Origin of the sequence: Streptomyces sp. NBC_01477, assembly GCF_036227245.1 — a bacterium.
GTDB lineage: Bacteria > Actinomycetota > Actinomycetes > Streptomycetales > Streptomycetaceae > Actinacidiphila.
Window position 1 is genome coordinate 1,197,228 of the sequence record NZ_CP109445.1, and the last position, 21,898, is coordinate 1,219,125.

The 21,898-nt window shown below is 72.9% G+C and carries 11 protein-coding genes; 4 read left to right on the plus strand and 7 right to left on the minus strand.

Features of this window, described 5'->3' with window-relative positions:
• Positions 1-21: 21 nt before the first annotated feature.
• The 4 genes from OHA86_RS04655 to OHA86_RS04670 are packed head-to-tail and all read right to left on the minus strand — an operon-like array spanning position 22 to position 9,848.
• Positions 22-1,158: a hypothetical protein gene (locus OHA86_RS04655; RefSeq protein ID WP_329172726.1), complete on the minus strand. Its 1,137-nt coding sequence runs from the start codon at positions 1,156-1,158 to the stop codon at positions 22-24.
• Positions 1,155-4,979 carry a hypothetical protein gene (locus tag OHA86_RS04660; protein WP_329172728.1) on the minus strand — a complete coding sequence of 1,275 codons (3,825 nt, stop codon included), beginning with the start codon at positions 4,977-4,979 and terminating at the stop codon, positions 1,155-1,157. Before OHA86_RS04660 ends, OHA86_RS04655 begins: the two co-directional genes overlap by 4 nt.
• A complete protein-coding gene (locus OHA86_RS04665; RefSeq protein ID WP_329172729.1) occupies positions 4,976-7,246 on the minus strand; it encodes a hypothetical protein in 2,271 nt (756 codons plus the stop codon). Before OHA86_RS04665 ends, OHA86_RS04660 begins: the two co-directional genes overlap by 4 nt.
• A 1-nt stretch (position 7,247) precedes the next feature.
• Positions 7,248-9,848 (minus strand): DUF6603 domain-containing protein, encoded by a 2,601-nt coding sequence (locus OHA86_RS04670; RefSeq protein ID WP_329172731.1) that lies wholly within the window; start codon positions 9,846-9,848, stop codon positions 7,248-7,250.
• Between the two features lie 471 nt (positions 9,849-10,319).
• Here OHA86_RS04670 and OHA86_RS04675 point away from each other — a divergent pair, with 471 nt between their 5' ends.
• From OHA86_RS04675 to OHA86_RS04685, 3 genes are read left to right on the plus strand one after another with little or no spacing between them, the layout of a single operon-like run.
• Entirely contained in the window at positions 10,320-12,314 is a 1,995-nt protein-coding gene (locus tag OHA86_RS04675; RefSeq protein WP_329172733.1) for a hypothetical protein, read from the plus strand.
• A complete protein-coding gene (locus OHA86_RS04680) occupies positions 12,311-14,011 on the plus strand; it encodes a hypothetical protein (RefSeq protein ID WP_329172735.1) in 1,701 nt (566 codons plus the stop codon). The genes OHA86_RS04675 and OHA86_RS04680 overlap by 4 nt, the downstream gene beginning before the upstream one ends.
• Before the next feature lie 28 nt (positions 14,012-14,039).
• A complete protein-coding gene (locus OHA86_RS04685; protein WP_329172736.1) occupies positions 14,040-15,092 on the plus strand; it encodes a hypothetical protein in 1,053 nt (350 codons plus the stop codon).
• Between the two features lie 43 nt (positions 15,093-15,135).
• Here the strand turns inward: OHA86_RS04685 and OHA86_RS04690 are convergent, their stop codons facing one another.
• The 3 genes from OHA86_RS04690 to OHA86_RS04700 all read right to left on the minus strand — a co-directional run bounded on the left by OHA86_RS04690 (position 15,136) and on the right by OHA86_RS04700 (position 20,444).
• The gene (locus tag OHA86_RS04690; protein WP_329172737.1) at positions 15,136-17,412 is read right to left on the minus strand and encodes an ATP-binding SpoIIE family protein phosphatase; all 2,277 of its coding nucleotides are present in this window, start codon (positions 17,410-17,412) and stop codon (positions 15,136-15,138) included.
• A 136-nt stretch (positions 17,413-17,548) separates the two neighbouring features.
• Positions 17,549-18,367: a CPBP family intramembrane glutamic endopeptidase gene (locus OHA86_RS04695; protein ID WP_329172740.1), complete on the minus strand. Its 819-nt coding sequence runs from the start codon at positions 18,365-18,367 to the stop codon at positions 17,549-17,551.
• 346 nt (positions 18,368-18,713) lie between these two features.
• Positions 18,714-20,444 carry an nSTAND1 domain-containing NTPase gene (locus OHA86_RS04700; protein WP_329172742.1) on the minus strand — a complete coding sequence of 577 codons (1,731 nt, stop codon included), beginning with the start codon at positions 20,442-20,444 and terminating at the stop codon, positions 18,714-18,716.
• Between the two features lie 372 nt (positions 20,445-20,816).
• Between OHA86_RS04700 and OHA86_RS04705 the strand changes: the two genes are divergently transcribed.
• A complete protein-coding gene (locus tag OHA86_RS04705; RefSeq protein ID WP_329172744.1) occupies positions 20,817-21,650 on the plus strand; it encodes an HpcH/HpaI aldolase/citrate lyase family protein in 834 nt (277 codons plus the stop codon).
• The last annotated feature ends 248 nt before the right edge of the window (positions 21,651-21,898 follow it).

The window sequence follows — 21,898 nt, forward strand, 5'->3', positions numbered from 1 at the left end:
TTGGGTGGGGGTGGGAGGGGCTCAGGCCTTGTGCAGCGCGCCCGCGCCCATCGGGAACCAGGTGGACTGGAACTGGTAAGCGGCGCCGCTGGCGCCCGCCTTGACCTGCACCGACGCGCCCGAGGGGACGGGGACGAGCAGATTGCCGGGAGAGCCCTTGACCGCCGCGGCCACCTGGCGGTGGCTGAGGGTGCCGGAGGAGGTGGTGGCCGTGACGGTCACGGTGGCCGACGCCGTCCGGTCCGTGACGTCGGTCTGGACGCGAACGGCGACCATGCCGTCCGTGGCGGCGGTCAGGACGCCGCTGCCGTACGCCTTCGTCAGGGTCTTGTCGGGATCGGGGTTGATCGCCGCGGGCTCCTTCAGCAGCAGCACCGGGCCGTTGACCTGGAGCCGGCCGGCGAGCAGGTCGGCCTCGACGACGGTGACCGCGGTGGTGATGCCGGAGACGAGGGGCTTGTACCCGGTGGAGTCGGTCGCCTGGGCCAGCATCATGAAGGCGGTGGACTCGCACAGCGGCCCGGTGGGCCACTCCCCCACGCCCGTCGTGGGGTCCATCCGGTCGGTGAGGGGCTGGCCGAGGGCCTTGCCCTGGTAGAGCGTGTAGGTGGGCTTGAGTTCGGACGTCTCGCGCGGCAGGCCCTTCCAGCGGAGCGTGGTGCCCGCGCCGCGGTCCACCGACTGGTCGTCCGCGACGAAGTAGTCCAGCATCGTGGGATCGGCCGTGCAGACCGAGAAGTGGTTCACCGCCACCACCGCCGGCCGGTCGGCCATGCGGGTGTGCACCCGGGCGGTGAGAAGTGCGTTGCCCGGGTCGGTGCCCGCGCCCACCCCGGCGAGGGTGAGGGTCAGCGGAGCGCCGGGCCGCAGTTCGGCGGGGCGGTCGCGGACCAGGGCGAAGGCGTCGCCGCCCGTGTGCACCAGGGACCAGCCGTCACGCTCTCCGGCCAGCGCCAACCGGCCCGGGACGGCGGCGAGATGGCCGGACCCGGTACCGATCGGCAGGGTGAGTTCGAGCCGTTCGCAGTGCATCGGCTCGGTGCCTGGGTTGCGGACGACGAAGCGCAGACCGCTTCCGTCAGCGCCGGTCTCCGCACGTACGGCGCCGGTGCTGACGCTCTCGACGAGGCAGCCGGGGGCCGGGGATGAGGTGGTCATTGCGCTCCCGGGGTCGAACGGCGGGCCTCGGGCTTCGCGGGGTGCGGGGCCTTGGGCGTATAGGTCAGATAGCCGCTGCGGACCTCCGGCGGCGTGTTCGGCGGCCGTACGGCGGAGCCGGTGCCGGCGAAGTCGTAGTGCAGCCACGGCTGTTCGACCGGTCCGGCGGGAACGGCGGGTCCTTCGGGCACGGCCGCCCGCTCACTCCACCCCCAGAAGCCGGGCCACGCCGACGGCACCGGAAGCGCGACGCCCGGCGGCCGGCCCTGCGCCGGCGCCCGCAGCCCGGCGAGCAGCGGACCGGTACGCAGACCGACCGCCATCCGGGACAGCGGCCCCGCCAGATACGGCTCGGGCACCTGGGCGCGGCACATCGGGAGCAGCCCGCTGAAGGCGTGCACGGGCGTCCACGGGCTCATCAGCAGCGTCACCCAGGCTGCGGCGCCGGCCGGGACCTCGGACGAGGCGAACGGCGGCCCGGCCAGCGGTTCCGCGGCGATGACGGCCGGGTCGGCGGCGGAGTCGAGCGCGTGGAGGTACGACGACTCGCGGACCGCCGGCAGATGGGGGACGAAGCACTGCCCGTACCCGGTGTCCGTGGGCCGCTCCGCCGAGTCCGGCGCCCGGAACAGGCCGACCAGCCCGTCGGTGCGGCGGTAGGGGTCACCGATCCGCACCCGCCAGCCGATCTTCCGCAGCTGACTCCCGTCCTTCGGCCCGGGACCCGCCAGAATCCGCTTCCAGCTGGCCTCGTACACCGGCGGCGCCGCCAGCTCGATGCGCACCCGGGCCCGTACGAGCGCCAGCGGCCGGCCGGTGAACAGCGCGCGGTAGGGGTCGGCGTGCTCGGGCGGCGAGACGATGGTGTGCAGCGCCAGGTCGACGGCGGCGGTCAGATCGCGCAGCGCGCGGTGGTCGTCGCCGAAGCCCGCCAGGAAGGGTGCCAGATGCGGATGGGCGCGGGCGAAGTCCGCGCTGCGCAGATCGGCCTTGTCCAGGACCGACGAGCCGGGCAGCGGCACCCAGCGGACGCCTTCCTGCCCGGGCCGCCCGGCCACCAGCAGCTCGCCGAGCGCCTGCCCCGCCGCGTCGTGGATGAGCAGGCTCTTCTCCCGCCGGTCCGGAACGACCCAGCCGCAGACGGGACTTGCCGCGTCGGCGTAGCCGGGCTGGTCGCCGGGGTAGAGGCCGCGGAATTCGTCGCGGGCGGAGACCATCTCGAACCGGACCCGGGCGGGCTGCTGGAGGCGCGGCGGCAGCTGGACGAAGCGATAGCGGAACGTCGACTCGGCGGTCACCTCGGTGCCCTGCGCGGTGCCGGGCAGCACGCTCGCCGCGCGGTACGGGCGGAACTGCTCGGCGGACGGACCGGTCGCCACCAGGACGACCGCGCGGCCGAAGCGGTCCACCAGCGTCAGTTCCTCGAAGAGGAGTTGGGTCGCGCGCACCGGCTCGAAGCGCTCGCTGCCCACGGGGCGGGCGACCTGCGGGAAGGTGGTCAGCTCGGACGCGCTCTTGCCGTCCAGCGGGTCGAAGTGGGTGCTGGCCTCGCGCTGGGCCAGCCAGCCGTTGACGCCGCGCAGCTCCTGGGCGATCTGGTCGCGGTTGGCGGGGTCGGCGAGGCGCTTGCGCAGCTCCTCCTCGCGCGCGTCGCCGTGGCGGTTGAGGTACTCCTCCACCCGGCCCCTGAGCATGAAGGGCGGGAGCGAGGTGAGCAGCGACCGGCCGTACAGATAGCCGTAACCACGCTGCCCGGTGCCCTTCCACCGGTGCCCGCGTCCTTCGAACTCCCAGTGCTCGGTGGCCGCGCCGGACTGGTCCGTCCGGTACGGCAGCGGGTATTCCTTGACCGTCCACAGCAAGAAGAGCGGCGCCCAGGGCTGCCGCCAGACGGCGCTGAACTCCGGTGTCCGGTCGAGCGGGCGGCTCTCCCGGTCCGTGAGGCGGAGGTGGAGCCGGTGCAGCGCGTCGCCGAACGGCTCGCCCGGCGTGAAGGCCCGGTCGGCCCGCACCTGGCGTGCCGCCTCGGCCAGCAGCCCGAACTCGCGGCGGATCTCCTTCAGCGGAGCCCAGTCCAGCGCCTTTTCCACCTCGCCCCAGTGCGCGGGGACGGCGGGCAGGGCCACGGGCACGTCCTGTCCGCCCTTGGACAGCTTGTCGGCGAGCGCCGTGGGGACGCGGCAGGGCAGCGGTTCGGTGCGCGGCTCCGCCAGCCGGGCTCCTGGGCCGCGCAGCACCACGGTGGGGTCGGTGGCCTGCTGGTAGGGCTCGGCCGGTACCCGGCGCAGCGTCCGCGACGGGGCAAGCCCGATGCGCCGCTCGTGCTCCGCGATGCTCGCGGCGAGCTGCGCGGGCGTGCTGCCCTGCGGCACCTTGTCCCGCAGTCCGCCCGTGCCGCCCGGGCCGAAGCACTCGACCCGCAGCGCGGACACCTGGTTGACCAGACTCTCCGGCACGGCGGGGTCGAGCTCGCCGTCGGCGCCGTCCTTGAAGAAGTCCGGCTGCTCGGGGACGGCCTCCGGCGGCAGGCCGCGCAGCCACCACAGGTCGTACAGCCGCTCCCGGGCGATCGCCAGCCGGCGCAGCGCCTGGTCGTACGCCCACTGGTCCGCGTTGAGCCCGCGCAGCGCGAGTTCCTCCGCCGCGAGGTCGTCCGGGCCGGGGTCGGCTCCCGGGCGGTCCACGGCGGTCCAGGCGTAGCCCGCCGGGGTGGAGGCGAACCAGGTGGCGTGGGCCGCCGCGTCGAGGATGTCCCGGCCGCCGTCGAGGGCGTCGTCCAGCAGGTCCAGCGCCCCGTACTCGAACGCCTCATTGAGCAGGCGCTTCTTCGGATCGTGCTCGCGGTCCAGCGCGGTGCGGGCGTCGGGGGTGCTGTGGCCCACGGCGATGTCGATACCGGGCCGGTCGTTCGGCGGCTTGTCCGACGGGGGGTTGCCGTCGTGCGCCCACTGGACGTCGAGCAGCGTGCCCACGTACAGGCAGCGCGGCGCCCGGCCGGGGGCGGGTTCCCAGCGCAGCGCGCGCAGGCCGGCCTCGAAGAGCTGGACGTCGGTCATACCGGGCCGGTAGTCGCCGCGGAAGGTGAGCAGTGCTCTCAGCTCGGAGGCGGACAGCGGGTCGGCGGCGGCGGTGGAGTGCCAGCCGACGACCAGGTAGCTCAAAGTCCCGTCCGCGATCAGCGGGCCGGGTTTGCCGCCCTGCCCCGGCAGGCGCAGCGGGTCGCGCATCGAGAAGACGTCCTCGTTGTACGGCGTGAACGAGGAGAACGTGGACAGGCCGGGCCCGGCCACGGTGAGGAACGGCGGTACGGAGGGCCTGGGTTCCGCCCACTCCTGAGCGTCCAGATCGCACTTCCGGCCGATGAACGGGCTGCGTTCCTCGCCCGTCCTGGTGGGGTCGAAATACGGGGAGGTGCCGTCGATGACGTCCACGAAGTCGCTCTCCACCACCCAGCCCGCGGTCCGTGCCTCCGCCCCGGACGCGGTGGGGCGGTGGCTGCGCAGCACCAGCCAGCGGTTGGGCGCCGGCGGGAAGGTGACCGCGTTTTCCCCCGGCCGCACCGGGTCTGCGCCGGCCGCCAGATCGACGCGGCCCCGGGCCAGCGCCTGGGGCACCTGCCAGTGCAGATGGGTGCCGTTGAACTTCGGGTCGCCCTTGACCTTGACGAAGGTCTTGGGCAGCGGCTCGGGGTCGTCGCGGGACTGCCGGCTCTCGAAGTCGGGCTGCCAGCGGCGGTAGGCGTCGTTGTCGCGTACGTAGTCGCTGACCGCGAGGCCGCTCACCTCGACGGGGACGATCAGGCAGGTGGGATCGGTCTTCACTCGGCGTTCTTCTCCTGAGGGCTGGTCCCCGCGAGGATCTTCGGGGCCGCGAAGACCAGCTCACCTGGTGTGTTGACGAGTTGGAGCGCGGCGGCGACCGGGGACAGCGGCTTGGGCGGCTGCTCCTGCGGCCATTGGCCGTTGGCCGCCAGTGCGTCGCGCAGCGCGGCGACCAGCCGACCGGTGTCGAAGACTTCCCGCGGCAGTCCGGCGGGCGGCGTGCGCAGGTGCGTATCCACCTGCGTGAGGCGGACCAGGTCCCCCATGCTCTCGCCTGCGCGGTCCGGCACGAGGTAGCGCAGCACGATGAAGTCCTTGCCGTCCAGGCCGAATTGCAGGGCCTGTGCGGGCTGCCGCAGCCGGACTGTGTCGGGCACCGCGGAGAACAGGACGAGCGCCAGATCCGGGGCGGGCACGTGCGGCGCGCCCACCAGCACGTCCGTGCCGCCCGCCCGCGCCTCGAAGATCAGGCCGGGCCAGTCGCGTACGAGGGTGGAGCGCACCAGCATGCCCGCGACGGGCAGGGTCTCGGCGGCGGTGAGCGCTTCGAGCGTCCGCCCGATCAGCTTCTTGTCCAGCGACGTGCGGATACCGAGGCTGAGCAGCCCGGCCGCCACCGCGTGCACCCAGGAGGCGTCCAGGTGAAAGAACCGCACGGTCTCGGGCGGGAGCAGGCCCTCGTGCGGCACGAGATGGGCGAACGGGACGGCGGCGAGCAGCCGGTTGAGGGAGACACCGGAGTCGTCGAGCGCGCCGAGGGTGACCGCCACGGCCTGGTCGTACGCGGACGCGACGGCGCTTCCGGGGACGGGGAACAGCGCCGCACTCAGCCGGGCGGCCAGATCGGGCGGCGCGGCGGCACGGGACTCCTGCGCGGCGGAGTCCGCCGCCTCGCCGGTCAGCGCCGCCTCGAAGGCCCGGCGTGCGGTGCCGTCCACGCGCAGCGCGCTCAGCGCGACCGGGCCGGCGGCGTCGGGGGCGGACGGCTCGGCGGCGCCGCTCCCGTCCGGGAACCGCGCGATCGTCTCCAGCCCCAGCGCGCTCAACTGCCCGAGTGTGGCGGGGAGATCGGCGTACGCCAGCGCGAGCACCTTGCCCAGCGCGAAGGCCGACGCGTAGCTGACGTCGAACATGTTCTGCGCCGGCAGGTGAATCAGCGCCGCCGCCTCCGAGTCCAGCGCCTCGACGCCGCCGGGGAGTCGCGCGGGGACGACGGGTGTGAACGGCCCGCGGTACCACGCGTACGTCCGCTCCCCGGTCGGCAGGCGGTGGCGCAGCGGTACGTACCCCTGCCGGAGGCGCCAGGGGCCGGGCTCCGACGCGGGGTCCGGTGCGTCGGGGCCGTTCCAGGGCACGCCGAGGCGGAGCAGCGGCTTGTCGCCGCTGCTGTCCCGCAGGGCACTTGCGACGGTGGCGAAGCCGGGGTGGGTCTCCGCGGTGGCCTCGAAGGTCCAGGACCGCAGGGACACCAGCCGGACGGTCGTGACGGGGTTCTCGCCGCGGGTGTCCTTGTCGGGCAGCGTGGTGAGCCAGTCGCCGAGCCCTTCCAGGGACACCAGGTGCGCCGCGTAGCTGCCGGGTGTGCGCGGCAGGCGGTTGCTCAGCACGACCGAGACGTCGTCAGGTCGCGGCTCGGGGCCGGGGCCGGGCGCGACGGCTCGCCTGACATGGGTCAGACAGGGCAGTTCGTCGAGCCGGGGCACCACCGCGGTGAAGACCTCCGCCCGCAGGTCGATGGTGCGGCAGCGGTCGGGGCCGACCGTGACGGCCTCCTTGGACAGCGCGGGGATCAGCACCCCGGCCGGCACGTCCGTCTTCTTGTCCGGGGTCAGTTCGGCGATCGCCCGCTCGCGGTCGGTCTCCCCGGTGCCGGGGTCGGGGGGAAGTTCCGCGGCGGTGAGCACCAGCAGCGCCAGCCAGGGCGTGGTCTTCCCCGCCTCGGCGTTCGGCGACCGCTCCCAGGGGAGGGTCGGACCCGTCAGCGAGATGTGCGGAAGGACGCACGAGAAGTCCCCGGCGGCGCCGGGCACCGGACAGGTGGCGTGGACGAGCGCCGGATCGAGGGTGAAGCGGGGCGCGACGACCTCGAAGGTCCGCGCCGGAGCCTCGAAGGTGCCTTCGACCCCCTTGTCACCCGTCAGCTCCTGCTGGACCGCGATGCTGTACATGGCGGCCTGGAGGGTGGGCGTCCAGTAGTCGTGCAGGGCGACGGGGCCGTCCTTCGCTCTGGCCGGTGCGGCCCAGGGCGGATTCATCGCGTGCGCCATGTCACGCCTCCTCGTGCTGCTGGCGCATCGGCTCGGTGCGCAGATGCGAGCGGACATCCCGGCAGTAGCGGGGGAAGGGGGCGGCCCACTCCAGGTCGTCGTTGCGGGGGATCACCCCGGAAGCGGCCAGGGTGCCGAGCAGTTCGCGCCGGGCGCGGTCGCGGTCACCGACCGGGTGGTCCTCCAGATCGGCGCGGACGTCCCCGGGCCGGTCCGGGGCGTGCGCGACCGGGGAGAGCGCGCTGAGCGGCACCGGCGGCCCGGTGATCTTCTCCGTGCCGAGCCGCTCCTCGGTCGATACCAGGGCGCCGCCGGCGAGTTCGGCCGCGGGCGCGGCGAAACGCACGCCCGTCCGGGCCGGCACCAGGCCCTCCCCCGCCGTCGGGAGGGCCGGCTGCTTGTCCGCCGGGAGCGGCGTCCCCCACAGGCCGAGCGGCACCCGGCCGTCCTCGGGCGTGACCTTCCACTTCTCCTTCACCGGGTCGATGACGGTCGCGCCGCGCTTGAGCGTGACCCGGTGCGTGGACGAGACGCCCTTCGCGCCGACCGGGCGGATGTCGACCGGGTTCCCGTCCGGCAGGCCGTCGGGCGCCGTGGTGGCCGTACCGAAGCGGACCTTCTGGACCGGGACCACGGAGCGGGTGGCGAAGGTGAATCCCTGGCGGGCGGCGATCCATGTCCCGTCCTCGGGCATCGTCTCCCCGCCGGGTCCCGGCACCGTGCCCGCCACGGGCAGCGCGTCGGCCACGGGCTGGGGCAGCACGCGCTCGGAGAAGTCCTTCCACTCCAGCAGCTCGGGCTCGGTGGGCCGGGGATCGCCGAAGCGGATGTCGAAGTCCCAGGCCAGCACGTGGACGGTGGCGATACCGCCGGTGGGCGGCCCCCAGGCGTCCAGGGACACCCCGAGCGAACCGCTGAAGTAGGGCCAGATGTCGATCGAGACCCCGACCTCCACCTTCATCGACAGCGAGAAGGAGAAGGGGTCCCACTGCACGAGCGCGTCGAGCCCGGCCCGGCACCACGCCTTGATCGGCCCGGCGTGGAAGGACAGCTCCAGCTGCGCCCCCACCATGAACGCGGACGGGGTGAGCGCCGCGTAGCAGGAGCCGTGCACGGACACCTGGTCGGAGACGGACCAGTCCAGCGCCAGCCGCTTGGGCCGGGGATAGTGGTCGGGTGGTGTGAACCTGGGGTGGTATCCGCCCAGCGAGAGCACGAAGTCGCCCGGGTGCGCGCTGCGGCCGAACCACACGCAGAAGGCGGCCTGCCCGCTCAGCTTGCACGAGGGGTGGACCACGAACGACCCGTCCGCCAGCGCCGCGAAGACCTTGAGGACGTCCGGCTTCGACTCGTACGTCGCCGCCAGGACCACGTCGACATGGGCGTACGTGACGGCCCCTGTCCCCTTGGGGAAGTCCGCCCACGCCCGGCCGAGCAGCATCGCGCTGAAGTCCTGGCTGCCGCTGGTGCTGAACTGGGCCACGCCCAGGATCCGGCCGTGGACGAACTGGAACGAGTCGAACTCGATGCCCGCAGCCAGCCACAGATGGTCCCGGGACTCGCTGAGCCACGGCTGCTTGCCGCCCGGGGAGCCGGTCAGCTCCTCCAGCATCACCAGCGGGTCGGTGGAGGTGCTGCCGCCCGGCATCAGCGGGAACTTCTCCACCTCGTACAGCTCCGGCACGCGTACGGCGCTGTTGTAGCCGAACCCGGCGGCGGCGCCGGTGATCCGGAAGGGGGGCGGGCCCAGCCCCTGGCCGGAGCCGAACACCAGCCTGCCGAAGACGAACATCGACGGCGGCTCGCCCTTGCGCTGGGCGTAACCGCCCACGGCGGCCAGTTCCAGCGCCGGGGTCTTCACCGTCGCCGCGCCCTGGATGAGTACCGAGTAGCGGGGGTCGTGCCTGCTGATGAGGGCGCCGGCGACCTCGATGGGCGGCTTGGACCAGGCGAGCCCGAGGCCTTCCAGCGTGCCGCTGATCCGGGCCGGATCGTCCAGCCGGACGCCGAGCCCCATGCCCCGGCCGCTGAGCGTGAGGCCCTGCACCTTCAACTCGGCGTCCACCAGCAGCCATACGGTGCCGTCGGCGTAGCGGATGCCGAGCCGTTCGAGCCGGATCGGCCCGAGGCCGCGGCCGAACGGATACCAGGCGGTGCCCGATTCCTCGGCTGCGGACACCACGGGCGCGCCGTCCCGGCCCACGATGTCGCCGTGCGACGGCTTCGGCCCGGCACCGACCGGCGCGCACAACAGCCTCTGCTTGCCGCCCACTTCGACCGCGATGCCGAACTGGGCCCTGCCCTTCATCTCCCCGTCGGGGAGCGCGAGCGTGGTGTCCTCGGACGCCACGCCGAGCAGCAGCTTGTTCGCCCGCTCGACCTCGGGGGCCGTCAACGGCCGGGCCGCGGCGGCCGCGTGGAGCCCGCGCAGCCGGATGTCCACCTCCTGCGGCACATGCGGTCCCACGACCGGCAGATCGCGGAGCCCTGCGTCGGCCTTGGCACGGACCACGAACGCCCAGAGGGAACCTGCGCCCGCGCCCGGCTGTTCCCGGCCGATCTGGTCCACGGCGGCGCCGTCCTCGTCTCGCTCCCCCGTCACGACAGCCTTCCTTCCTCCATCACCACGTCCGCTCCCCTTCCGTTCAGGTGTCCCGGGCGTCATGCGAGCAGCGGGCGGCAGTGCCGACGGGCGCGGGTGACTGCGGGAAATTCCGCTTACGCCAGTCTGCTGACCGCGAGTGCGGCCGCAAACCCGGAGCGGCTCCTGTCACCTGATCGGGTAAAGATGTTCACTCGTCCGAATTTCGGCGCTTATTCCGGCTCCCCTCGGGGTGTTAACGTCGTGGCGCCGGGGCGCGGTCAGCGTATTCCCCCTCGCACTCGTCCGACGTGTTCGACTCGTTCGACGTGCCCGACAGGATTTCCCGTTTCCCCCGCGGTCGATCGTCCAGGAGTGGGCATGAACAATCCGGAGCCGAGAGAGCTCGCTATCGGCGATATCGCGAGCGTTCCGGGGCTCGGCCGCGCAAAGGGCGACTTTCTGGCGCGCCCCCTTTCTGGCGAACGATATGTGCTGGAGCCCAAGCCCGACCCCAAGGACCGGCAGGTCTATACGCTGTCAGCGGACGCCAAGGGTGAGAAACCGCTGACGAAGCTCCTCCCTGTCCCGTGGTTCCGGAAGAGTTGCTGGTTCGCACCCAAGGAGGGTGAAGAGGAGATCTGGGCGGGGTCGGCACGGCCGGAGTGGTATTGGCAGACGGTGGCCGCGGCGGTCGCGTCCTACAGGAAGCCGACCGGCAGCACAGACGCGGAACTGCTGGCCGAGGGTTTCCGCTGCGTCTTCCTGGCTGTCACAGCGGAGTTGAAAGTGCCGGCGCCCGCGGTTCTCCCGGATATCGCGAAGCGCGTCCATTTCTTCACAGAGGACGGAATCGGCCGGGTGCTCAGAATCGATTCCGTGCCACCCCAGGGCCTGAGCTGGGAAAGCGTCCTTCCCTGGAGAAATTTCGGACAGCTGGCCGAGTCAGTGAAGGGCGAGGAGCTGCTGAAGAGCCTCGAGGAGTGCGGGATCACTGTGCACCAGGGTTCGTCCGGGACGTCGTACAACCCCGCCCTGAGCCGGGCACGGAACGTGGCGGTCTTCAAGGACATCGAAAAGGACACGCCTCCGCCAGACGTCAAATACCGTCTCGCGCTGGAAGACGGCCGTCATCCCCTGGCGCGCCGGCATCTGCTGGCCCATGAGCTGACCCACGCGCACTCCGGTCGCGCCTGCGGACTCCAGGCGGAGGACACGGCCGTGGACGAGGCGTACACCGAGACCCTCGCACGGATGGTGACGGACACGATCACGGCCGGCCAATCAGGCGTCAGCGGCGCCGATCTCACCGACCCCGCGAAAAGGGACGCTCTCGCCGAGAAAGTCCAGTACAACGTCTACTGCGAGGCATCCCGCGCGACCGAACAGGAAAAGGGAGCGCTCCGCTACCAGAAGAACATCTGGGGCCTGGTCAGAGTGGCATTCCTCGCCGACGCCGACGGCAGGAGTTTGGGCGTACCGCTCACCGAGCAGCTGGCGCGCTATCTGCAGCCCGACGCTCCCGCCCTCCCCACGGTGCTGGAGGTGGTCGCCCAGGCGCCGGGCGATTCGGCGGTACTCAGCCGAGCCGCCCCGGGGAGTGCGACGTCCGTCCCGCTGGAGCTGTACCTCCCCGACACCGACGAGGCCGACTACCACCTGCTCCTGGTGCACGGGGCCGACGCCGGACGGGCCCGCACGGTCCTGGTCGACGGCGGATGCGTCGGGTCCGCGGACGCCGAGGTGCAGACCAAGAAGCTGGCCGAGGTGCTCGCCCTGCTACCCAAGGGGTCGGCGAACCGCCCCGTCCTGGACCTGGTGCTGATCACCGGTGATATGCCCCGGCGCTACAACCTGCTGCCCGCGGCCACCAAGGACATCGACATCGGAGCCGTCCACTACGCGGGCGCGCCCGGACGGGACAGGGCGCCGCTGCCGCCGACCGGCGGCACCATCTGCCAGTGGCTCACCGCACACCAGGCACGCCCCTTCCCCGCGGCGTTCAGCAGCGCGGACCGGCCGTTCGCCACGCTGGGTCCGGCCACTCTCCAGGTGCTCGGCGCCAACCTGACGGCGGGCGGCGCCGACGCGGCGGGCGGCAGCGCCCTGGTGCTGGTGTCCGCCGGGGGGCTGCGCCTGGTGCTGACCTCCGACGCCGACGCGGCGGCGGCACGGGCGGCTGACGCCCTGTGCGCGGTGCCCGGCGGTCCGCGGCTGTTCACCGCGCCCGCGGCGCTGACGGTGGTCACGGGCCGGCCCGATCCGGACGCGGCACGCGCCTGGCCGTGGGTGGCACCGGCCGGCGCACCGCTGCTGCTGCCGGTGGCGGCCACCGGCGACCGGCCCGCCGATCCCGGAACTCCTCCCCGGCGCACGGCCGCAGCGTCGCTCGCGCCGAAGGCGCAGCCGCTGAGCACCGTGATCCTGCAACTGCCCGAGACCACCCTGACGATCCCTCCCCCCGCGGATGACGGAGGAAGCCCATGAGCGGGCTCACGCGGCAGCAGATCCTGGACCACATCACCGGCAAGGTGCTCAGCCTCCCCGCCGACACGCTCGGTACCTCCTTCGCGGAGCTGTGGGACTGCCTGAGCGGTACGGACACGGTGACGGCGACCGGGGTCGAAACCTCCCTGGACGACCGGACCTTGACCGTGAGCGGCACCGTCGCGCTTCCCGGACAGGACCCCGTCCAGGCCCGCTTCCTCTTCACCGGGGACCCCGTCACCGCACTGACGCTGCGCCTGCCCCGCCCCGGCTGGGCCTACTGGGACACCGAACGGAGCTACGACCTGGCGGCGGTGCGCGAGGCGCTGTATCCGAAGGGCGGCGCCGCACCGCCGACGCCCACGGCGGTCGTCACGGCCCCGCTGGGCGGCACGTACACCTCGCGCGTCGAGCTGCCCCTCGCCGCGCCCGGGGGCGCACCGTTCGTGCTGCTGCTGTCCCAGGATGAGCAGGACGACCAGCGGCTGGTGCTCGCCTCACCGCCAGGGCAGGCGGTCTCGCTGTCCACCCTCGGCGAGCTGACCGGGCTGCCCCGGCTGAAGGACTGCGAATTCACGGTCCCCACGGAGATCCCCCTGAACGGTCTGCGGCTGGGGGCACTCCGGTTCGTCGTCGACGCGCGCCGGTCCCGGCTCGAATCCGTACAGATCCGGGTGCTGGCGCCCGACTGGGAGATCTCGAAGGACGTCTCCGTGCTGGCGCTCAAGGACGTGGGCATCGGCTTCACCGTCGCGCTTCCCCCCGCACCGGCGGTCCCCGCGGTGTCCGCGAGCCTCGGCGCGACCATCGCTCTCGGGGACGCGGAGGTGACCGTCTCGGTGACGCTTCCCCAGCTCGACCTGTCCTTCACGGGCTATCTCCCGGACGCCTCGATGTCCAAGGCCTTGCCGACGAAGGCACAGCAGGAGTGGAACGGCACCGGGCTGTCACTGGAGGAGCCGGGCATCAGCGTCTACGGGACGGCGAACCTGCGCCGCAGGTCCTGGACGCTCGGCTGCCGTTGGGCGGGATCGCTGGACGCCGGGACAACGAGGCTGGACGGACTGTCGGTCGAGGCGTCCGATCAGGGCGCGGGTCTGACGGTCACGGCGGGAGCGCGGGCGACGATCGCCGGGGCGCGCTGCGCGGTGACGCTCGTGAAGGCCGGCGGCTGGGAATTCCAGGGCACGGTGAGTGATGCGGACGTGTCCGCCGTGCTCGCGTGGATCGGCGTCCCGGTTCCCGCGCGGATCACCCTCGATGCCGTGAGCGTCCTCTACGGCTTCGGCTCACGTGACTTCACGGCGATGTGCGACGCCTCGCTGACCTTCCAGGACGTGACCCTGGAACTCGATGTCGTCGCACAGAAGACGGCCAAGGGGACGGCGCTGAACGCCGGGCTGCTGGTCGATGACAGTTCATCCCCCGACGTCTTCCCCCTTCTCTTCACGGGGAGTTACGCGGCCGGCGGGAAGGATGTCGAGGCCGAGCTCGGCTGGAAGAACGCCAACCCGCTGCAGGTGACCCGGCTCGCCCGGTACTTCGGCGTCTCGCTCCCGGACGAGTTCCCGAAGACACTCCTGCCGGATATCAAGGAGGCGAAGTTCACCTACAGCAGCGTGCAGGGCGCCTCGAATCTCGCGCTGGGCTTCTACTTCGCCTACGTGTCCGGCGGTCTGGTCGTGATGAAGCAGTGACGCGACAGCACAGATGGGACCCTCTGCCATGCTCAACGAAGTCATGCCGAAAGAGCCGGCGGCGAACGGAGCCGCACCGGGCGACTCCCCGCTGGGCGACCTGCCCAGGATCCCCGTGCTCCCGTACCTCCGGCGACCCGTGCCGCCGCATGTGTTCCGCTTCGACCTGCGCGGGCCCGCGGAGCTGTTCGAGGAGGGGTTCTGGGCCTGGGGCACCGGGTTCGACCTGTGCCGGCATGTGGCCGGATTCAGCGCGTACCAGCGCAGAAGCGGCTTCGTCAGCACGGCGTCGGACGTGACCACCGCCCTGAACATGTTCATCAGCTGGAAGGTCGGCAAGGCCGATCTGACCAAGGCATGGGCGCTCGACATGAAGCTGGCCACATACGGGAGCGACTACACACAGGTCGTCGGGCAGATCAGGGACAAGGAATTCCGTACAAAACTGAGCCTGACTCCGGAGAAGGAGCTTGAGGGCCTTCTGAACCTCTACAAGAAGGAGCTTCAAACGCTCACCAAGGCAGAGAAGGTGGCCGAGAGCCGGAAGACCGCCGGGTGGGTGGAGGGGTGGCTGTACGTCATCAAGCCGGATCCGCACTATGTGAGCGTCGAGGAGAACCTCCAGGACCCGCAGCGCAGCCGGCTGTCCGGGCCGCGCGCGGTCAAACTGTCCGGCGAGGCCACGGAATGGGACGCCGTCCTGCGTATTCCCCCGCAGCTCATCAGGCAGGCGGTCAAGGTCAGATTCACCCGGATCAAGACCGGACCGCGGAAGCTCGCCAAGCTGGTCCATGACGTCGGGCTCGACATCGCCACCAACGCGTCGTTCGACGAGAAGTTCACGTACGATCCGTACGCCTTCTCGCAAGGGCGCTATCTGGGGCTCATCGGATACTGGGCCCCGGTGGACACCAAGACCACTCCGACCATCTACGCCCCCGGTTCCGTGAGCTTCGTCAAGCTGACGAAAGAGCAGTGGGAGGGGAAGGCCGAGTTCGACCGGCCGGCCGGGCCGCGGCACCCCTTCGGGCGGCCCGCGGAAGTGGCCCCGGCCTACCCGGCGTTCGCCGCGAAGCCCTGAACGGGGAGTACGCACTCGCGCTCGGCGTACTCGACGCACGCGGCTACGGCAGCGGGTCGGCAGCGGCGGCAGAGCCCGCTTCTTCGGCGGGCCAGTTCTGCTCGGCCCAGATGGTCTTGCCCGCCGAGGACTGGCGGGTGCCCCACTTCTCGGTGAGCCGCGAGACGATGAACAGCCCCCGGCCGCCTTCGTCGGTCACTCGGGCGTGCCGCAGTTTGGGGGCGGTGGTGCCGGCGTCGCTGACTTCGACGGTGAGGGCGCGGTCGAGGATGAGGCGCAGCGTCACGGGGGGTGTGCCGTAGCGCACGGCGTTGGTCACCAGTTCGCTGACCAGGAGTTCGGCCGAGTCGAGGTCGTCGGGGGCGAGCGGGTGGGGGTGGTCGGTGAGCCACTGCCGGGTGAGGCGGCGGGCCTGGGGCGCGGCACTGTCCTCCGAGGGCAGGGACCAGGACGCGGTACGGCCGGCCGGGAGCGGGCGGGTGCGGGCGACCAGCGCGGTGCCCTGGTGGCCGGGGTGGGCCGCCAGCCTGGTGAACACTCCGTCCGCCAGATCCTGAGCCGTGCTGTAGACGGCCACCAACTGGGTGATGACCTCGTCGCCGAGTGCCGGGTCCAGGTCGTCGCCGGCCAGGATGAGCGTGGTGTCGTCGTCGATGTCGATGGCGACCATGGCGAACGGTGCGCTGTCCGGAGCTGCCAGCCGGGGTCCGATGGGGGCGTCGATCCGCTCGATCCGGCCTTCCGGGCTGATCAGCCGAGGTGCGGGCTGTCCGGCGCAGGCGACGGTACAGGTGCGCGCGATCGGGTCGTAGAGCACGTAGACGCAGGCGGCGGTCAGGGCCGGTGCGCCGGGAGCGGAGGCGCCGGCCTGTTCCTGGGCCAGCCGGGTGAGTGTGTCACTGAGCCGGGCGAGCAGTTCGTCGGGCTGGAGCTCCAGCCCGGCCAGTACGCGCAGGGCGGTGCGCAGGTGCCCCATGGCGGCGACGCTCGGCATTCCCTCGCCGCTCACCTGTCCGACGACCAGCCCGCACCGGGCGCCGGACAGCGGGATGACGTCGAACCACACGCCGCTGTCGGCCGTCGGCGAGAGGGCGACGAACGCCGTGTCGATCCCCAGCTGAGTGCCGGGCAGGTGGGGCAGCAGCCTGCGCTGGACCGTGGAGGCGAGAGCCCGGTCGTGGGCGGCGCGGCGCGCGTTGTCCAGGCACAGGGCCGCGTAGGCGACGGCGGCCTCCACGGCCCGCAGGTCGGCCAGGGTGTAGTGCTCGGAGTCGCCGCACCGGAAGATCCGCAGAAGTCCCAGCGCCCGTCCCCGTACGGCGAGAGGGGCCACGATCATGCTGTGCGCCCCCGCCTTCCGCAGGCCGCTCCGACGTGTCGGGCTGTCCGCCAGGTCGCCGTTGCGGTCGGACCGCAGCAGCAGGGGCCGCGGAGACGTCATCGCCCTGGCGAACGACGACTCGCGGGCGACGGCGTCCACCACGCTGATGCCCTCGTCCGGGTCGGGAGGCCCCGTGCTGCGGAAGGCCGCGCGCCGCAGCATCAGCCGCTCGGCGTCGGCCGACTGGAGGGGCGGGTAGTCACCGCCGGCCACCTCCTCGGTCACCGACACCAGCACGAGGTCGGCGAAGCCCGGGCTCAGCGCGTCGGCAAGGTCCTCGCAGGTCCGCATCACGTCCAGGGAGTGCCCGACCCGCTCACGGACGCGGGAGACGGTCACCGCCCGCTCGCGGTCACGCTCGCGACGGGTCACGTCGAGGAGCGTCATGGCCAGCCCGACCACTTCTCCGCCCGGCCGGCTCAGCCGGAAGGCGGAAACGGAGTAGTGCTGCCGCAGCCCGTGCACGGTCAGGACCGTGACCAGCCGGGAGAAGACCGGTCCCCCGGTTTCCAGCACCTGTCGGGCGGAGGCCAGATCCCCGGCCGGATCCTCCAGGCGGTAGACGTCCTCCAGGCGGCGCCCGAGGACGTCCTGCGGGGCGCCGCCGTGCATCGTCAGCGCGGCGGCACTGACCCGGATCAGCCGGAGGTCGCGGTCCAGGACGAGCAGGCCCAGCTGCGACACCGAGAACAGCGCGCGCACCAGGGGGCCCTCCACGTCGGCCTCGGCCGGGTCGGAGAGATGCACCTCCCAGCCGCCGCCGGACCGCGGTACGACGCGGAGCGCGGCGTCCGCCCCGCCGACCGCCTCCGCCGCGGGGCCCCCCACCACGTCGTCCGCCGCGCGGCCGAACAACGACGCGGCGGCCTGGCTCCACGAGCTGACACGGCCGGCGTCGTCGGCGGTGAACAGCGGCTCCGGCACCTGTCCCGTCTCCACGTACCGATCATCGGCGCAAGAGCGCCACGGCGCAGAACCCGGGATCCCCGTGACGACCGCCACCCGGGGGGATTCCCTGTCGCCCACCGCCGTCCGAACCGCGCCCCGCTCCGGGGGCCGGCTATCGGTCGAGGGGCTACGAGGCCGCGGCGGGTGCGGTGGCCGGCAGCGGGTGCGCCGGTTCGATCGCGCGGCGTCTGGTGATCAGCACGATGATCAGGGCGACCTGGAGGACGATGACGAGGAACATCCCGACGGACACCTGGGGCTCGGCGCCGACCAGGTTGGAGATGAGGCTGGTGTCCCACAGGCCGTGGACGAGCATCGGCAGGAGGAGCACACCGCCGACCCGCAGGCAGAGGTAGAAGAGGTAGCCCGAGGTGGAGACGACCACGGCCTGCGCGAAGGCCTGTGCGCCCTGCCCGATGGCGTTGCTGACGTGGACCAGGCCGAAGACGGCCGAGGAGTAGAGCGCGACCTTCCCCTCGGTGAAACCGGCCCGCTTGAAGACCTGGACGCCGATGCCCCGGAACATCAGCTCCTCGCCGACACCGACGAACACTCCGAGTACCAGCAGGCACAGCACCAGCGAGGCGTTCTGGTCGGCGAGGTGCCAGTAGTTCAGGCCGAACAGCGCGACGGCCAGCATCGAGATCGGCACCCAGCGCACCCAGCGCCGCACCGGGGCACGGTAGTGCAGGACCTCGCCCCACCAGCCGAGCCAGGTCACCACGGCGACGGCGAACACGATCGACGCCCCGATGGGGATCAGCGCGTTCCGGACCAGGGACTCCGTCGTCGGGAACTGGCTGTCCGAATCACCCGGGTCCACACCGATCAGCAGCCCGATGCCCTGGATGATCCCCGCGTACACCACGACGACCGCCAGGAACCATGGCCAGGACAGCCTCCGGCCCACGTGTCCCGCCGCCGCCTCATTCACCGTGTCGTGCACTGTGCCGTCCTCTGCTGGGTGGCGCCGACCTCCTGCGGATCCGCCCCGCCATCCAGTCTGCCAGCCGATCCGAGCAGGTCAGCGGCCCGAGGTGTCACAAAACGGCAGCGGTGCGTGCGGGGATCCCCCCGCCGGGTCCGGGATCGCCGGGCGACGAGCGGACGCCGGCCGGCTCGCCGGCCGCGGCGACCGGCTCGCGGGTCCGGCGGCCGGCGGCCGGTGAGCGGTGCGGCGGCCGACTCGTGGGTCCGGGGGCCGGTGACCGGTGCGGCCGGTCCCGACCCCGGCGCGGTGCGCACGACCGGGACGGCGGCCTCGCGGTCGTGCGACCGGAAAGGCGCCCTCCTCAGCGCAGGGCCACCAGCGGCGCCGCCGTCATCACCGCCACGAGAGCCGCCGCCAGCGCGATGATGATCCGGCGCTGTCCGCGCAGCCGGGCCCGGTCGGCCGCCGCCGCGCGCCGCCGCTTGCGCCGCGCCTGTGCGGCGGCGTCGAGGAACTCCCGTTCCCGCACCGTCGGTTCGTGGCCGTCCCGGCCGCACAGGTCATGGGCCTCGGCGAGGTCCACGCCCCGGTACAGGCGCTCGGGCGGGCGCCCGTGCGCGTGCCAGGCGCGGGCGGCCTCCGTCAGGCGGCGGTGCACGCGCAGGTTCTGGGCCTCCGTCTCCGCCCATCGCGCGAGGCGGGTCCACGTCCGGGCCACGGCCGCGTGCGCCCACATGGCGCGGTCGCGGTCGAGGGTCAGCGCACGGGCGCGGGCGAAACGTTCCAGCACGGTCCTGGTCACCGGGTCGTCGTCCAGATCCGACAGCGCGACCGCCGCAGGTCCCGGCCCGGCGGGCGCCTCGGCGGCGGCCAGCCGCAGCAGGACCGAGCGTGCCCGGCGGTGCAGCGCCTCGGGCAGGTCCGCCCAGGCGGCCTCGGCGCAGCGCGCGGCCACCCCGTCGATCCCGCCGACGGCACGCAGCACGGACAGGCTCAGCACTCCCCCGTCGCGGCGCAGCCACACCTCGCGCAGCACGGCCGACACCAGCGGGAGGGCGCCCGGCTGTCCCGCCGCCGCCGCGACCAGGACGGCGACCAGGTCCTCCTGGGCCGGGCACCCGGCCCGGGCCGCGGGCTCGGTGACCGCCCGGCGCAGGTCCTCGGGCGCCATCGGCCCGACGACGAGGGGGTCGTCGAAGAGGGCGGAGGACGGCAGCGGCCTGCCGAGCCAGCGGTCGTAGGCGTCCGCGCGGGTGCAGATGACGATCCGCCGCCGGCCGGCCGCCGCGGCGGAGCCGAGCAGGTCCAGGAAGCGGAGGCGTTCGGCGGACGAGCCGCACAGCGTGAACAGCTCCTCGAACTGGTCGATCACCACGACCGACTCGCCGTGCCCCGGGGACAGCCCGGCGCCCGGCCGGGCGAGCCACCGGCCGGCTTTCCGCAGCGGGTCGGGACCCGGGGTGAGGACGACGACGGGACCCGGGTGGCCCTCGGCCCGCAGCAGGGCGATCAGCCCGGCGTTCAGCAGGGAGGTCTTGCCCGCGCCGGACGGCCCCGTCACGGTGACGACCCGGCGGTGGCGCAGCCGCTCCCGCAGATCGGCGGCCAGCGCCTCGCGGCCGAAGAACCACTCCGCGTCGTCGGGCCGGAAGGGCGCCGCCCCGAGATAGGGCACGGCGTCCCCGATCCCGGACCCGTACCCGGACACCGGCCCGGCCCCGGTCCCGTCCGCCGGCAGCCCCGCCCGGGAGCCGGGGGCCGGGACCGCGCCACCGCCGGCCTCCCCTTCCGCCGGGGCCGCGCCACCGCCTGCCTCCGCCGCCGCTCCGAGCGCGTCGGCCACGTCGTGCCAGCGCAGCCGCCACGCCTCCACGTCGCCCCCGCAGCCCTCCACGTAGGCGATGGTCACCGCGAGTGTGGGCAGCCGGCGCCCGCCCGCGGCGACCGAGAGGCTGGCGGCGGAGGCGTGGGCGCGTACGGCGAGCTGCCGGTAGCTGGGCGCGCCCGCCTTCAAGCGCAGCTGCCGCAGATCGGCGGCGAACCGCAGCACAGGGGTGTCCCCGTCTTCCAGCGGCCGTTCTTGACGTGGCACCGGAACCCCTTTCCCGGCCGCCGTCCCGGGGGGCGGCGGCGCTGGGGACGTCCGACGGATCTGCGGTGGCGTTTCGTGCGGCATCCGAGCGGCTCCGCCGCGTACGAGAGCGTCCCCACACGGTACGCACAACGCTGTGAACGGCGGCATCGTGGATTTCGCCAATTCTGCGAGCGCATGACTTGACCCGTGATCACATGGAATATACCCATCCGGGTGTTCAGCGTTGTTCGAGGTTGATGTTCAGCGCGTCCGGCGGGCACCTGAACAACGCGATATCCGGTAGTCATGAGACGGCGGAGCGCCGAACACCATTGCCGGCCGCCGCCTGTTCGCCCTCCAAGAGCGCGTCGCCTTCGTCGGGAGATCCCCATGAAGTTTTCCCGGTACTGCCGCTCACTCCTGTCCACACCCGGCACCGCGGTGCACCGGTACGCGAAGTGCCATGACTCCGGTGCCGACATCGCCATGGTGGACCTGGAGGACTCCGTGCCGCCGCAGCGCAAGGAGGAGGCCCGGCGCCTGGCCGCGGACTTCTTCGCGGACCCCGGCGGCCCGGCGCGCCGGGCGATCCGGATCAACGCCGTGAGCGAACCGGACGGCCTGCGCGACCTGCTCGCGCTGCGGCACTACCCGGTCAAGCCGGCCCTCGTCCTGATCCCCAAGGCCGAGTCGGCGCGCGACATCGAGATCGTCGAGCACGCGCTGGCGCCGACCTGCCCGGACACCGAGTTCTTCGCCGTGGTCGAGACACCGCGCGGGCTGCTGAACACCGCCGCCATCGCCGCCGCCTCACCTCGGCTGCGGGCGGTGGTCTTCGGCTCGGCCGACTACGCCTTCGCGGTGGGCGCGCGGCTGACGTGGGAGGCGCTGGCCTACGCCCGGGCCACCGTGGTCAACAGCGCCCGGGCGGCCGGGATCGAGGTCATGGACGCCCCCTACTTCGAGGCCCTCGACGTCGAGGGGCTGCGCCACGAGGCCGCCGCGGCACGCGACTTCGGCTTCAGCGGCAAGGTCGCCGTCCACCCCCGGCAGATTCCCGTCATCAACGAGTCCTTCTCCCCCGGACCCGGACTGCTGGACCACGCGCGCAGAGTCGTGGCCGCGGGGCGGGAGAACGGCAGGGACGCGACCATGGTCGACGGTGCGATGGTCGGAGCGCCCTTCTTCGAGGCGTCCCAGCAGCTGATCGAGGAGTTCGGCTAGCTCCGGACGGGCGCCGGCCGGACGAGCGGAAAGCCTTCGCGACCGCCCCGCACCCTCCCCCGGCCGTACCCGTACCCGCAGCGGTGTCTGCGTCCGTACGCGCCAGGGCCGTACGAGGAGCCCGCGGCGTCCGCGCGCCGACGCCCGCCACGCCCGCCACGCCCGCCACGCCCTCCACGCCCGCCAACCGTGCCGCCGCAAGACCACGTGCCGCCGCCCACCGCACGGCAGCACCACGCCATGAAAGC

What these genes read in the sequence shown, in the direction of transcription:
- OHA86_RS04665 (WP_329172729.1), bottom strand. Translation starts at nt 7,246, where the DNA reads ATGGCGCACGCGATGAATCCGCCCTGGGCCGCACCGGCCAGAGCGAAG.
- OHA86_RS04685 (WP_329172736.1), top strand. Translation starts at nt 14,040, where the DNA reads ATGCTCAACGAAGTCATGCCGAAAGAGCCGGCGGCGAACGGAGCCGCA.
- OHA86_RS04680 (WP_329172735.1), top strand. Translation starts at nt 12,311, where the DNA reads ATGAGCGGGCTCACGCGGCAGCAGATCCTGGACCACATCACCGGCAAG.
- OHA86_RS04705 (WP_329172744.1), top strand. Translation starts at nt 20,817, where the DNA reads ATGAAGTTTTCCCGGTACTGCCGCTCACTCCTGTCCACACCCGGCACC.
- OHA86_RS04655 (WP_329172726.1), bottom strand. Translation starts at nt 1,158, where the DNA reads ATGACCACCTCATCCCCGGCCCCCGGCTGCCTCGTCGAGAGCGTCAGC.